General features: G+C 33.1%; 15 protein-coding genes and 1 tRNA gene. 6 read left to right on the top strand and 10 right to left on the bottom strand.

The genetic code is table 11. The features are described from left to right. Positions 1-42: 42 nt before the first annotated feature. Genes AC23L6_RS02175 through xrtF form a run of 5 tightly spaced genes read right to left on the bottom strand, consistent with a single transcriptional unit; the run spans position 43 to position 3,757 of the window. A complete protein-coding gene (locus tag AC23L6_RS02175) occupies positions 43-444 on the bottom strand; it encodes an HYC_CC_PP family protein (protein WP_487560659.1) in 402 nt (133 codons plus the stop codon). 53 nt (positions 445-497) lie between these two features. Then, positions 498-1,853: an MBL fold metallo-hydrolase gene (locus tag AC23L6_RS02170; protein WP_487560658.1), complete on the bottom strand. Its 1,356-nt coding sequence runs from the start codon at positions 1,851-1,853 to the stop codon at positions 498-500. 34 nt (positions 1,854-1,887) lie between these two features. Beyond that, the gene (locus tag AC23L6_RS02165; RefSeq protein ID WP_487560657.1) at positions 1,888-2,718 is read right to left on the bottom strand and encodes an ATP cone domain-containing protein; all 831 of its coding nucleotides are present in this window, start codon (positions 2,716-2,718) and stop codon (positions 1,888-1,890) included. A gap of 60 nt (positions 2,719-2,778) precedes the next feature. Continuing rightward, positions 2,779-3,222 carry an exosortase F system-associated membrane protein gene (locus tag AC23L6_RS02160; protein WP_487560656.1) on the bottom strand — a complete coding sequence of 148 codons (444 nt, stop codon included), beginning with the start codon at positions 3,220-3,222 and terminating at the stop codon, positions 2,779-2,781. Further along, positions 3,197-3,757, bottom strand: a complete 561-nt coding sequence (xrtF, locus tag AC23L6_RS02155; protein ID WP_487560655.1) for an exosortase family protein XrtF — start codon at positions 3,755-3,757, stop codon at positions 3,197-3,199. Before xrtF ends, AC23L6_RS02160 begins: the two co-directional genes overlap by 26 nt. A gap of 74 nt (positions 3,758-3,831) precedes the next feature. Between xrtF and AC23L6_RS02150 the strand changes: the two genes are divergently transcribed. The 6 genes from AC23L6_RS02150 (at position 3,832) to rpe (ending at position 9,724) form a co-directional block, all read left to right on the top strand. Beyond that, positions 3,832-4,287 carry a GAF domain-containing protein gene (locus tag AC23L6_RS02150; protein WP_487560654.1) on the top strand — a complete coding sequence of 152 codons (456 nt, stop codon included), beginning with the start codon at positions 3,832-3,834 and terminating at the stop codon, positions 4,285-4,287. Positions 4,288-4,429: 142 nt separating this feature from the next. Further along, complete coding sequence (gene rpsO / locus AC23L6_RS02145) at positions 4,430-4,699, top strand: 30S ribosomal protein S15 (protein WP_487560653.1); 270 nt, start codon at positions 4,430-4,432, stop codon at positions 4,697-4,699. A 148-nt stretch (positions 4,700-4,847) separates the two neighbouring features. Next, positions 4,848-7,061, top strand: coding sequence for a polyribonucleotide nucleotidyltransferase (locus AC23L6_RS02140; RefSeq protein ID WP_487560652.1), 2,214 nt, complete (start codon positions 4,848-4,850; stop codon positions 7,059-7,061). A 147-nt stretch (positions 7,062-7,208) separates the two neighbouring features. Further along, positions 7,209-7,895, top strand: coding sequence for a hypothetical protein (locus tag AC23L6_RS02135; RefSeq protein WP_487560651.1), 687 nt, complete (start codon positions 7,209-7,211; stop codon positions 7,893-7,895). A 141-nt stretch (positions 7,896-8,036) separates the two neighbouring features. Next, the gene (locus tag AC23L6_RS02130) at positions 8,037-8,900 is read left to right on the top strand and encodes a sigma-70 family RNA polymerase sigma factor (RefSeq protein WP_007804760.1); all 864 of its coding nucleotides are present in this window, start codon (positions 8,037-8,039) and stop codon (positions 8,898-8,900) included. A 158-nt stretch (positions 8,901-9,058) separates the two neighbouring features. Then, on the top strand, positions 9,059-9,724 hold the full coding sequence (gene rpe / locus AC23L6_RS02125) for a ribulose-phosphate 3-epimerase (protein WP_487560650.1): 666 nt from the start codon (positions 9,059-9,061) through the stop codon (positions 9,722-9,724). On the opposite strand, the gene AC23L6_RS02120 is transcribed toward rpe, so the two are convergent. The 5 genes from AC23L6_RS02120 to ftsZ all read right to left on the bottom strand — a co-directional run bounded on the left by AC23L6_RS02120 (position 9,721) and on the right by ftsZ (position 14,204). Continuing rightward, positions 9,721-10,143 carry a CBS domain-containing protein gene (locus AC23L6_RS02120; protein WP_487560649.1) on the bottom strand — a complete coding sequence of 141 codons (423 nt, stop codon included), beginning with the start codon at positions 10,141-10,143 and terminating at the stop codon, positions 9,721-9,723. The genes rpe and AC23L6_RS02120 overlap by 4 nt on opposite strands. A 448-nt stretch (positions 10,144-10,591) precedes the next feature. Next, positions 10,592-11,431 (bottom strand): zinc-dependent peptidase, encoded by an 840-nt coding sequence (locus AC23L6_RS02115; RefSeq protein WP_487560648.1) that lies wholly within the window; start codon positions 11,429-11,431, stop codon positions 10,592-10,594. Between the two features lie 91 nt (positions 11,432-11,522). Further along, positions 11,523-11,596, bottom strand: a tRNA-Arg gene (locus AC23L6_RS02110). An 85-nt stretch (positions 11,597-11,681) separates the two neighbouring features. Then, positions 11,682-12,131 (bottom strand): GatB/YqeY domain-containing protein, encoded by a 450-nt coding sequence (locus tag AC23L6_RS02105; protein ID WP_487560647.1) that lies wholly within the window; start codon positions 12,129-12,131, stop codon positions 11,682-11,684. Positions 12,132-12,272: 141 nt separating this feature from the next. Further along, positions 12,273-14,204 (bottom strand): cell division protein FtsZ, encoded by a 1,932-nt coding sequence (ftsZ, locus tag AC23L6_RS02100; protein ID WP_487560646.1) that lies wholly within the window; start codon positions 14,202-14,204, stop codon positions 12,273-12,275. Positions 14,205-14,227: the final 23 nt, after the last annotated feature.

Raw genomic sequence — 14,227 nt, 5'->3', positions numbered from 1 at the left:
ATTTTAATATTCGTAAATAGATGAACTAATCGAATACTAAAATCAGGAATAAAAGGTATATTGATTGTACAAGAGATACAGTGGCGGTGCATTCGCATCACAATAGTATGAAATTGAATCCGCTTTCTTGAAACCTAAAGTTTCCTTAGAAATCAATGGTCTCCATTCTTCAGAAGTAACAAGAAAAACGGGATTGAACGAAAGGAAGTCAACCAGAATTTGATCAACTTTATTTTCAGATTTAATTATTGTATCGTGACAACACTTTGATTGTTTTTCTGCTACTCCACAACATCCAGAATTTGAAACAGCTGAATCAGGGATACTTTTTAATGTTATTGAGGCTACTTTGTCGTTGCAATAATGAATAGTAAAAGCCAATCCAAGATTGGAAACCAATAGGAAAAAGGCTAAAAATAAACTTATTTGCTTTCTTATCAACATACTGCAAAGTTAGTGCATTAAGCATATCTAAATATCAAATTCTTGTTAAATAATTATATTTCAAATTCTTGATTCATCATAGGAATCATGCAATCAAAACCATATCTCTCTTCAATTTTTACCTTCAATTCACTCAAAGCTTCACCTTCACCGTGAACTAAAAACACTTTTTGAGGTTTTCTTTCTAATACTGAAAGCCAATTCAATAAATCCTTTTGATCTCCATGGGCAGAAAGACTTTCTATCTCTAAAATAGTGGCAAGAACTTCGTAGTACTTACCATGAATTTTGATTTCCTTAGCTCCCTCAAGTAATTTCCTTCCACGTGTTCCCTCAGCCTGATAACCAATAATAATTACAGTTGTTTCAGGTAGACCAATATACCGTTCCAAATAACTAAGAACTCTTCCGCCAGTAATCATACCGCTTGCAGCGATAATCACTTTTGGTTGGTTATCGAAAATGGTTTCGATAGTTTCTTGATAATCTGAAACCATGGTAAACATTTTACTCATTCCAACATACTCTTCCTCAGATAATTTATGCCATTTTCTATTATTGGCAAAAACATCTAAAACACTAATTCCCATAGGAGTATCAATAACATAGGGAACATTAGGAATTTTGTTTTCTTCTTTCAATTGCCAAAGCAAATACATTATTGTTTGTGCACGTTCTACAGCAAAACTTGGAATGATGACTGTTCCTCCTTTTTGAACGGTGTTATTGATGTAAGCTTCTAATTCGACTTTAGCATCCGTGTCAGGATGAATTCGATTTCCGTAGGTACTTTCTAGAAAAATGTAATCTGCTTTTTTTGGTTTTGTTGGTGGGTACATCAGTATATCATTATCACGTCCAATATCTCCCGAAAAAACCAAAATTTTATTTTCTACATTCAATTGGATGGAACAAGCTCCTAAAATGTGAGCCGCATTAGTGTAAACCGCTGAAATTTCAGCATCTATCGGAATTTCTTCATTTGTTTTAACTATTCTAAAATGTGGGAATACTTGTTCTGTCTGTTCTACTGTATATAAAGGTTGAGCTATAACATGCTTAGAATAATGTTCTTTATTGGCTTTGTAAGCTTCCTCTTCTTGAATTTTAGCACTGTCTAAAAGGATCAATTTTGTGATAGCTGCCGTTGGACTGGTGCAATAAATTTTTCCTTTAAATCCTTGATTAACGAATCTTGGCAACCAACCACAATGATCAAGATGACCGTGAGTGAGCAACACACAATCGACAGTCGATGGCAGAACAGGTAATGGTTCCCAATTGAGCTCCCGTAGCGGTTTTATTCCCTGAAATTGCCCGCAATCTATTAAAATTCGAACTCCATTGCTTTCAATCAAAGTCTTTGAACCCGTTACTGTTGCTGCTCCACCAATAAATTTGATTTTCATGTTGAATGTATTTTAATTTAAAACTAAATCGTTCTTAAATATACTTACACAATTCTAAGGCTTCTCGCATTACATTTTTTATTCTATTGGGGCTAATTCCAATTCTCTCCAAGCATTCAGAATTATTGATGATTTCTCTAACCAATAGCACATCTAAAATCAATAACTTGTCCTTTTCGGCAAGTGATAATGTGGTTAAGCAAGTTACAGGATAAAGATAATTGTTGTCGTTCTTGGTTTTTAGATTGTTATCCTTTGGATAATCCCAACTCAATAAATCCAATCCTGAGCATTTTGCAAAAGTGGTAGCATCAGCTGTAAATCTATTATTTGTTACTATCCAACACTTGTTTATATTTTGATTAGACTCAAAAAGTGTATGCTTTTTCTCTTTCAAGTCATTGAAACGTGACAAAATATACATAGGCACTTTTACATCTGAGGCAGCATCCCTACCAGCATGAAACTTGCACTCTACCATTGCAAGAACATTATTTTTTTTGATTAAAACGTCTATTTCATGTGAGACACATTTGCCTGGCAAAATTAAATTGGTTTTGGTTTCATAATGTTCCGCTAAAAAAATTCTGGCAATATATTTTTCAAAGAAAAAACCCGCTGGTCCCAACAAGCGAATAGCTTCTCTTAAATTATATCGCGCAGCATGGGAGTTTGAGGCTTTTTTCAATAAACCAAAAGCCATTTTATAGATATGCTTTGTAGAAATTCCATCGTATACCTCTTTTCGAATAGCTTTCAAAATAGAATCAACAACATCCTTGCTAGCGCCAGATTTTAATAAGGATTTTTTGAGTTTGTCTGGATTATACTCTACAATATCTCCCGAGTGCTTAATTATTTTCATGACGCCACATTTTTATACCTTATAGAATTAAAACGCTATTAAAGGTACGAAAAATGTGAGTTAGTTAATCCTTTTTTGATAGAAAAAAGCAGGAATAAAAAGCAATAAAAATAAAGGTTGGATAAGGAATCTTCTGATATAAAATAGCACGAAATTATTTTCCTTATCGAAAAAATGAACTGCTAAAAAGAAGATACTTATCAGCACTAGGTAAAATACAAAATACAAAAGTGCAGTAAATTTTGTGAATTTAATATCCAAAAAAAGAACATGAATAATCCCTAAAGAAAATATCGTATTCAAAAAATATCTAGACGTCAAACCAAAAAACAATTTAAAATCATCAATTTCAGGAAAGGGTAAGCTTAAATAATCCCCTTTGAAGTATATCAAGAAAGGGTCGTAAAATAAATACTCTTCATAGGCACGTACAGCCGATAAAAGCAATAGTAATATAAGTACAAGAATAATCTTTACTTTATTTTTTAGAATTTCTCTTACCATCTAATGCAAATGTATTAACCCAAATAACCCATAATCCAAAAACTAAACCATAAATAAACAAAGGAAAAACTACTCCATGCAAAAAATGCTCTTGCTCTGGATAATGCAATAATGCTATACTCAACAAAGCAATTCTAAAAACATTCAAAACATGTATGATGATACTACCAATTAGAATGAAAAGTAGTGTATGTAACCATTTACCAGAAAAAGCAACCACAAAGGCAATAAAAAGAATTACTACACTGAGAGCATTACATCCTTCAACTACTCTAGCTACATAAACGTTATCTAAAAATAGTTTCACTGATGCTTCTTTGTCATGTAGTTCATAACTAGAATCATATTTAAAAAACAAAAGCGTTTCATTTACTTGTCTAGCTACTAATCGAGTAAAATCGTCCACTTGATACATAATCAAACTATCAAACTGATTCAAATACAACTGATAAAAAACCGTCAGTACAAAATAGACTAAAAAAAACTTAATTAGAAAAATTAAAAATGGTCGGTATAGTTTGATGTATGTTTTCAATTCATTTTTTAACAAATTTATACAATTATAAGTTGTAAGCAAATACTACTTTTGTTCAATAAAAAGAGTAAACTATGCAATTCGAGACATTACAACCAAAAATTCAAGAAATTCTAAATCAGAAATCCATCACAAGAGACGAAAAATTACTTGAGATTTGTACTTTTTTAAAAAATAGTATTGATTATTATGATTGGGTAGGTTTTTATTTTCGAAACGGAGAAAAAGAAGAATTAATTTTAGGCCCTTATGCTGGAGCTTCAACAGACCATACTGTTATTCCTTTCGGTAAAGGAATTTGTGGACAAGTAGCCGTTTCTAATCAAAACTTTGTAGTTCCTGACGTCAAGGCTCAAGATAATTATATAGCGTGTAGCCTATCTGTACAATCTGAAATTGTAATCCCTTTATTCGTTAACGGAAAAAATATTGGTCAAATTGATATTGATTCTAGTGTTCTAAATCCTTTTACAGAAGATGACGAACGATTTTTAGAGTTTGTAAATCAAGAAATTGCAAAATTATATTAGAAAAAGAAGCCTGCCATTTAACAAATTATCAATTAATTGTTTAAATACAATTTTCTCTTGTAATTCTAAAAATAAGTATTACTTTTGCACCGTCTTACAATAGATGTAAGCATACATAAAAATCATTTAAAATAATATTGGCATGTACTTAACTAAAGAAGTTAAAGCGGAAATATTCGCTAAACACGGAGGAAAAGCAGAAAATACAGGTTCTGCAGAAGGTCAGATTGCATTATTCTCTCATAGAATTTCACACTTGACTGAACACTTGAAAAAAAATCGTCACGATTACAATACAGAGCGTTCGTTAGTTTTATTAGTAGGTAAAAGAAGAGCTTTGCTTGATTACTTGAAGAAAAAAGACATCAACAGATACCGTGAAATTATCAAAGAATTGAATATCAGAAAATAATCAATTAAAAAGAGGTGCTCACGCGCCTCTTTTTGTTTTACATATATTGCAGAAAAAAGTTTGGTTTTTCATTGGGTTTTAGACAACAACTACTACAAACAACACTACAACACAACTAAAACCCATTGTTTAATCAATTAAGAATTTTATGATTCCAAAAGTAACTCAAGAGAGTATTAATTTAGGAGATGGAAGAATCATCACCATTGAAACAGGTAAATTAGCTAAACAAGCAGACGGATCGGTTGTTGTACGTTTAGGAGATTGTATGTTGTTAGCAACAGCAGTATCAGCAAGAACGTCAAACCCAGGTGTTGACTTTTTACCTTTAACGGTAGATTACCGTGAAAAATTTGCTGCTGCAGGAAGATTTCCTGGTGGATTTTTCAAAAGAGAAGCACGTCCAAGCGATAGTGAAGTACTAACCATGCGTTTGGTTGACCGTGTTTTGCGTCCACTTTTCCCAGACGATTATCACGCTGAAACACAAGTAATGATTCAGTTGATGTCGCACGATGATAATGTAATGCCAGACGCATTAGCTGGTTTAGCAGCTTCTGCAGCATTAGCAGTTTCAGACATTCCTTTTTACAATCTAATTTCTGAAGTGCGTGTTGCACGTATCAACGGAAAATTAGTTATCAATCCAAGCAGAGCAGAATTAGAACAATCGGACATCGACATGATGATTGGTGCTTCATTAGATTCTGTAGCCATGGTTGAAGGAGAAATGAAAGAAATTTCAGAAGCAGAAATGGTAGAAGCTATCAAATTTGCTCATGAAGCTATCAAAACTCAAATCATAGCACAACAACGTTTACGTGAAGCTGTAGGTTCGCCTGCATATAGAGCGTATGAAGGTGAAGTAGAAGACGAAGCCGTTTATAAAAAAGTAAAAGCAGCTGCTTATGACAAATGTTATGCAATTGCACAAGAAGCTTCAGGAAAAAGTGAAAGAGGAGAAAAATTTGCTGCCGTAAAAGAAGAGTGTAAAGCTTTATTTACCGAAGAGGAATATGCAGAAAATGCTGACTTAGCGGGTTTGGTTGGTAAATATTTCTATAAAACAAATAAAGAAGCTGTTCGTAATGTTATCCTTGAAAAAGGAATTCGTCTTGACGGAAGAAAAACTACAGAAATCAGACCAATCTGGTGCGAAACTGATTATTTACCATCTGTTCACGGTTCGTCATTATTTACTCGTGGAGAAACTCAAGCGTTAGCAACAGTAACTCTTGGAACTTCTAGAGAAGCGAATCAAATTGATTCCCCATCTGAACAAGGAGAAGAAAAATTCTATTTACATTATAATTTTCCACCATTTTCAACAGGAGAAGCCAAACCTTTGAGAGGAACTTCAAGAAGAGAAGTTGGTCACGGAAACTTAGCACAACGTGCTTTAAAAAACATGATTCCTGCCGATTGTCCTTATACGATTCGTGTAGTTTCAGAAGTTTTAGAATCAAATGGTTCTTCTTCTATGGCAACTGTTTGTGCTGGAACAATGGCTTTGATGGATGCTGGAGTTCAAATGACAAAACCAGTTTCAGGAATTGCAATGGGATTAATCACTGATGGTGAAAAATTTGCAGTTCTATCAGATATCCTAGGTGATGAAGATCATTTAGGAGATATGGATTTTAAAGTTACTGGAACTAAAGACGGAATTACGGCTTGTCAAATGGATATCAAAATTGAAGGATTAAGATACGACATTATGGAACAAGCTTTAGGTCAAGCTCGTGAAGGTAGAATGCACATTTTAGGAAAAATCACTGAAACTATTGCAGCTCCTAGAGCAGAAGTAAAAGCACACGCTCCAAAAATCATTACTAGAACAATTCCTGGAGCCTATATTGGAGCCTTGATTGGTCCTGGTGGAAAAGTAATTCAAGAATTGCAAAAAGCTACAGGAACAACAATTGTAATTAATGAAGTTGACGAACAAGGTGTAGTAGAAATTCTTGGAACCAATCCAGACGGAATCGCAGCGGTATTGGCAAAAATTGATTCTATCATTTTCAAACCAGTTGTTGGCGAAGCTTACGAAGTAAAAGTAATTAAAATGTTAGATTTTGGTGCTGTTGTAGAATACACAGAGGCACCTGGAAACGAAGTTTTATTACACGTATCTGAATTAGCATGGGAAAGAACTGAAAATGTTTCTGACGTTGTGAATATGGGGGATGTATTCCAAGTGAAATACTTGGGCGTTGACCCAAAAACTAGAAAAGAAAAAGTGTCTCGAAAAGCACTTTTACCCAGACCTCCAAGAGATGAGAACGCTCCTGCAAGAGAAGATCGTGGACCTCGTCCTGAAAGAAGAGACGATAGAGGTCCTAGAAGAGATGACAGAAAATAATATATTTTTGTTCTATAAAAAAACCCGATTCAAAGTAATGAATCGGGTTTTTTTATAGTAGTGAAAAATAATTCATTTAAATACACTTTGATTCTTATAGATTTTATTGTAAATTTATTCTCATTATTAACTGTAAACCAATTTGTTATGAAAAAATTTATCACTTTAATTTGTATGGGACTATTTTTTATTTCATGTTCAAAAGATGATAACTCCTCATCAAGTCCTATTCTTTCCAATACGCCCATGGCTAAAGCTGCATATGATTCAAGTAATTATGGCATATACAAAGGAGTATTTGTTGGATCAACCGGAAATGTTTTAATTAACATTAATAACGATGGTACTATTTCTGCAACTGTAGTTATTGACGGTGTTACTTACAATTTTACAACTATAGAAAGTGTGTCAGAAAATCAATACATAACTGGACTAACTTTTACAAGTGGGACAATGTCATTTGATTTTAATGTTTCAGCAGACGGAAGTAATCCTTATGTATCTAGCATTATAATTAGTGGTCATCCTAATTCTACAATCGCTGTAGTTAAAGAGGATTCCGAACATCTAGTAAAATGTTATCAGGGAACCTATTCAGGAGATGCTACCGGAACTCTAAATCTCTGCGTTATAGAAAACGAAATTAATGGATTAGCAAAACCTAACGACGATATTTATTCTATTAGACTTGAGGGTGAGGTCATCAATAATCAAGTAAATGGTCATTTTGAAGGAGGCACCTTCTCGGGTACTGTAAATGGCAATAATATAAGTGGCACATGGCAAAATATTGAATCAGAAAACGGCACTTGGACAGGCACCAGAACCTTATAAAAAATAAAATTAACCCATATATTTAAAGCCTATTTAAAGAAATTTTAAATAGGCTTTAATTTTTATACATTTCTTTGTAACTTTTTTACAACTCCATACGTATAACCACCTGAACACTTTAAAGAAAAGGAGAAAAACTACATGAGACAACTCAAAATAACCAAGCAGGTAACCAATCGTGAAACTGCTTCTTTAGACAAATACCTACAAGAAATTGGAAAAGTTGACCTTATCACTGCTGACGAAGAAGTAGAATTAGCGCAGCGTATAAAAGCTGGAGACCAACGCGCTTTGGAAAAATTGACCAAAGCCAATTTACGTTTCGTAGTTTCTGTTGCTAAACAATATCAAAACCAAGGTCTAACCCTTCCCGATTTAATTAACGAAGGAAATTTAGGCTTGATAAAAGCAGCGCAACGTTTTGATGAAACTCGTGGTTTCAAATTTATCTCTTATGCCGTTTGGTGGATTCGTCAATCGATTTTGCAAGCTTTGGCAGAGCAATCTCGTATCGTCCGTTTACCATTAAACAAAATTGGTTCTATCAATAAAATCAACAAAATGTACGCCTTATTAGAGCAATCTAACGAGCGTCCACCAAGTGCTGAGGAAATTGCAAAAGAACTTGACATGACGGTTAATGACGTAAAAGAATCCATGAAAAATTCTGGTCGTCATTTATCCATGGATGCACCACTTGTTGAAGGAGAAGATTCTAACCTTTATGACGTTTTACGTTCAGGTGAATCTCCAAATCCAGATAGAGAATTAATTCACGAATCATTACGTACAGAAATTGAGCGTTCATTAGAAACATTAACACCAAGAGAAGCTGATGTAGTACGCTTATATTTTGGATTAGGCGATCAACATCCAATGACATTGGAAGAAATTGGAGAAACTTTCGATTTAACACGTGAACGTGTGCGCCAAATCAAAGAAAAAGCAATACGTAGATTAAAACATACTTCTAGAAGTAAAATATTAAAAACATATTTAGGATAATCCTATACACCGCAACAACAGTCTGATTAACTGTTCGTTTTTTGATTGATGATTGAAACTCCGGCTGATTACCGGAGTTTTGTTTTTTTATATTTATATTTGTCGAAACAACTCTAATAACCAATCGCTTTTGCGATTCAAAATCAAAAAGACTCATCATGAGCAAGAATACTATAATAGCTCCATCAGTTTTAGCAGCAGACTTTGCTAATTTACAACGTGATATTGAAATGATTAACCATAGTGAAGCCGACTGGTTTCATATTGATATTATGGATGGTGTTTTTGTTCCTAATATTTCTTTTGGAATGCCTGTTCTTGAAGCAATAACAAGACACGCAAAAAAAACAATTGATGTTCATTTAATGATTGTTGACCCTGACCGATACGTTAAAACGTTTGCACAATTGGGTTCAAATATACTCACGGTTCATTATGAAGCCTGTACACACCTTCACAGAACACTTCAAGCGATAAAAACCGAAGGAATGAAAGCTGGTGTAGCTTTGAATCCTCATACCAATATAGATTTATTAGAAGATGTAATCAACGATATTGACTTGGTATGCATTATGAGTGTTAATCCTGGTTTTGGTGGGCAATCGTTTATAGAAAATACGTACTCAAAGATTGAAAGATTGAAAGATTTAATAATTAAAAAAAATGCCTCCACACTTATAGAAATTGATGGAGGTGTAACCAATAAAAACGCCCAACAATTAGTATCATCTGGAGCTGATGTTTTAGTAGCTGGTAGTTTTGTTTTTAAGGCTGAAAATCCAACAAAAACTATTTCCGATTTAAAGAAAATAGCTACACTCTAATGGTACTGTTCTAATAAATATTTTATTAAATCCGTTGTTGTTATAATACCTACCAATAAATCTCCGGTGCAAACGGGTAATGCATGGAATTCTTTTTGAGATAAAATCTCTGCTGCTTCTTTAATAGTAGTTTCTGGTGAAATTGTAATTAATTTCTTCGCCATTACCTGCTCTACAGTAAACATGTTATACACCGTTGTGTCCACCACTTCTGCGTCGTCATCTACTGCATCTACAAAGGATATTCTCAACAAATCGGTATAACTTAGCATACCAATAATTTTATTCCCATTCATAACTGGAATATGCCTTATTTTATTTTTTTTAAAAAGCTCTTCAGCTTTGGTTAAATCATCAGTGATTCTTAGTTTGATGACGTTTTTGGTCATTATTGCTGACACGGGAACTCTATTTTTCATAACTTCGCTTTTTAGAATATCCCAAATGTATTGCGTTAAAAAAACATAAAACATGACGTATGTCAGTCCTGATTATGAAGTATTTTTGTATCTACTTTAGACTGATTGAAAAAAACCAAGAAGAAAAAATAATGCTAAAAATTAAAAGAATGTGTTTTACTAAAAGTTAGCTATTTCTTTTAAAATATACCCAATTGCATAAATCACCATTAAGAAGCAAAAGAAGAGGAATACATACTCCATGGCATTTAAATTGTAGGTTGGTTTGATGAACTCAAATGTACGGTTATTTATCTAATATCCAATTTATTTTATCAACAATTTATATGTTAATTAACTTGTTTTCAGATAGTCATGACTTTAAATTGATTTAACATTCTTTATCCCTTAAAATCAACATACTTTTTCTATCACATTTTGCACTTGAAGTTTGTTATAAGAAACTTGATTAGTTATACATTCCAATTCTTTCACAATTCAACATCTTTGCAACATTATAAAACAACTCTGGAAATTCTATTTCAAATTGTTTAGGAGTTTCGAAATAATGTTCAATGATAACCGAAATAAATTCAAATTGATTGGTGTACGCATAAATTCTAAAATACTTTGAATCTATTAAACGTTGTTTATTTGGCGGATGATTTACTTCTTCCATTATGATTTCATAATACTTTTTAAACAATAAAGAACTACCATCGTTATTCCTCAAGCTGTGATGATGAATGACATGACCAAATTCATGTATGCCAAGATTCAAATTATCATTATCAGTCTGATATCCTTCTTCAAAATGTTTCCACGAAAAAGCAACTGCTTTCATCATAGGATTGAACTCTCCTTTATGATATTGTTCACTATGATTTGAATAATATTCTTCTGGATAAATAATAATTTTATCAAAAACATCTACTAGATATTTTCGCATCCCAAAAGTGAGCATTATATAAGTCGCACTAATTAAAGTTTGTGCTTCTTTATTCATCTGAAAATCGCCTCTTGGAATAAATTGATAGGTTGTATTGAAAGATGCTAGTCTGTGATGAAAATATTGTTTTTGCTTATCGCTTAATTGGTTATAAAAAATAAACTTTTGACGAAGTATAAATTGTTCCCCTTCAGAAATCTTTTTTGGAAACAAATAAAGATGAACATAAATAGGACGATTAAAAACAGCTATCCAAATATCATCTAGTAAACTTACTAGAAACATGAAAAAATAAAGCAGAAAAGAACCTATTAGAATTAGGAAGAATAAAACACCAAATAAAATTGCAATATCTTCCATTATACTAAATGATTAAAAAGATGTAATTTGATTATAAAAATACCTGCTAAAAGACCTAAATAAATGTCTTATTGTAGCAGGTATTTTCTTGTGACCGCGGAGGGGTTCGAACCCCCAACCCTCAGAGCCGAAATCTGATATTCTATCCAGTTGAACTACGCAGCCATTATTTGAAAAGAAAATAGAACAAAGAGAAAAGACTAACATTTCGTTGTTTAGAAAATTAAGTCTATACTCTATTCTCTAAAATCTAAACCAGCAATTTCTTCACTATTGCAGAAATGGTTTTCCCTTCAGCAGTACCGCCTAGTTGTGCTGAGGCTAAACCCATCACTTTACCCATAGATGCAATTCCAGAAGCACCTGTTTCAGCAATAATCTTAGCAACTACCGCTTCTACCTCTGCTTCACTTAATTGTGCTGGTAAGAATTTTTCGATAACTGCAACTTGTGCTAATTCTGGCTCAGCCAAATCCATACGGTTTTGTTCCGTAAAAATTTTAGCGCTATCTTTTCTTGTTTTTACCAATTTCTGAAGCAATTTAATCTCTTCTGCGGCGGTAATTTCATCTTTTGAACCTGATGCTGTTTGAGCTAACAATAGTTCCGATTTAATAGCTCTTAATGCCTCCAGCGCAACAGTATCTTTAGCTCTCATGGCAATTTTGATTTCGTCCGTGATTTGGGCAGATAAACTCATATCTCTATTTTTTAAAAAATTTATTTGAAATTTATTTTTTGAATTGAATCTGAATTCTGTTCAAAAAAGTGTTGCGAAGATAAAAAAATAACCCGAAAACTTCTTAGAAATTTTCGGGTTATAGGGATTTATTATAGTTAGTTAGTCTACATTGTCATGAAGAAACGAATTATTAGAACGCAATTGTGTATCATTATTGCTATCTGTTCCTAATGAAGTTCGAGAAGTAGTATTAGTAGCTTGATTATTAGTAATATCAATACCATAACGTTTGTATGCTGGTTCTTTTTCTAACTCGTCTAAACGAGATGGATTGTTGTGAAATTTATAATTAAAATCTTTCAACTTTCTTCTTCTCTCGTCTGCTCTTAATCGTAAGGTTTCTTCGATAGTCATTTCCACTGGTGAAACTTCTTCAAAAGCAGATGAAAAATTAGAAACTTGCTCAACTTTTTTCATGGTTATATTCAACTCCTCTGCTACTGGCTCTCCTTCTTTTTTATCTATTGGTTTTGAATTTAGCAAATCGTTTTCGACTTCCATGTAATCCTCCAAAGAATATTTGATAACCCCTTTTTCACTCAACTCTGTCATAGGAACCATTTGAACAGGATCGTTAACAGTAATGTTTTTGGTTTCATTAGTTAACTCAAAAAGTATTTTATTTTCATCAACTGTTTCTGTTTTGGTTATTGGCAAATCGAATGTAAAAGTGGTTTGTTCTATTTCTTCTTTAACAACAACATGATCTACAACTTTAATTTCTCTTACATCTTTAGTCTCAGAATTTGAAATTACAAAATCAATTGGTTTTTCAGGAGTTACAATCTCGAAAGTAACGTCAAGATTTTTAATAAATTCAGAGATAATCACTAATTCATTTTCGTTGATTATAGGCTCTTGAACCGTTGACACTTCATCTTCTATGAGTTCAAAAACGATTTTTTCATCAGCTTTTGTTTCTGTAATTTCTGTATTCAGCTTGAAAGACTCGACCGCTTTATTCGTTAAATCTCGCTCTAATTTTTGTTCACTATCAAGAGAATGAATTATCTTTTTTGGTTCCGTGTTTACAATTTCATTTTGTTGTTCGATGTTAAATCCAGTAGCAATAATTGTAACTGCAATAGATTCTCCTAAAGTTTCGTCTTCTCCAACTCCCATGATAATATTAGCATTATAACCAGCTTCAGCTTGAATATGATCACTGATTTCACCAATTTCATCTATAGTAATTTCATTTGAACCAGAAACGATAAGCAACAATACGTTTTTAGCTCCTGTAATTTTATTGTCATCCAAAAGTGGAGAGTCTAATGCGGCAATTATAGCTTCCTTAGCACGGTTTGCACCAATAGCCGTAGCAGAACCCATGATAGCGGTTCCACTATTAGACAATACTGTTTTAGCATCTTTTAAGTCAATATTTTGTGTGTAGTGATGTGTAATAACTTCAGCTATTCCGCGTGATGCAGTAGCTAAAACTTCATCTGCTTTAGAAAATCCTGCTTTAAAACCTAGATTTCCATATACTTCTCTCAATTTGTTATTATTAATAACGATGAGAGAATCTACTTGTTTTCTTAATTTATCAACACCTTGCAATGCTTGTTCGTATCTTACTTTACCTTCAAATTGAAATGGTTTCGTCACGATACCAACGGTAAGAATACCTCTTTCTTTTGCCAATTGAGCAATTACTGGTGCAGCTCCTGTTCCTGTTCCGCCACCCATTCCAGCAGTGATAAATACCATCTTAGTATTGGTATCTAACATCTTTTCTATATCGGAGATGCTTTCAATTGCAGACTGTTGCCCTATTTCAGGATTGGCTCCAGCACCCAAACCTTCAGTTAGGGTTACACCTAATTGAATCTTGTTTGGAACAGCGCTATTCTGCAATGCCTGAGAATCAGTGTTACAAACAATAAAATCAACACCTTTTATTCCTTGTTTGAACATGTGATTAATGGCGTTACTTCCGCCACCACCTACTCCAATCACTTTAATCACATTAGATTGGTTTTTTGGTAAATCAAATGAAATGCTTCCAAAATCTGAGTTGCTTGTCATACTATTGGTTTTTGATATTCTTA

Source organism: Flavobacterium sp. R1_16 (assembly GCF_057652095.1).
The sequence above is the reverse complement of the archived record's forward strand: the minus strand, read 5'-3'. Positions and strand labels throughout refer to the sequence as shown.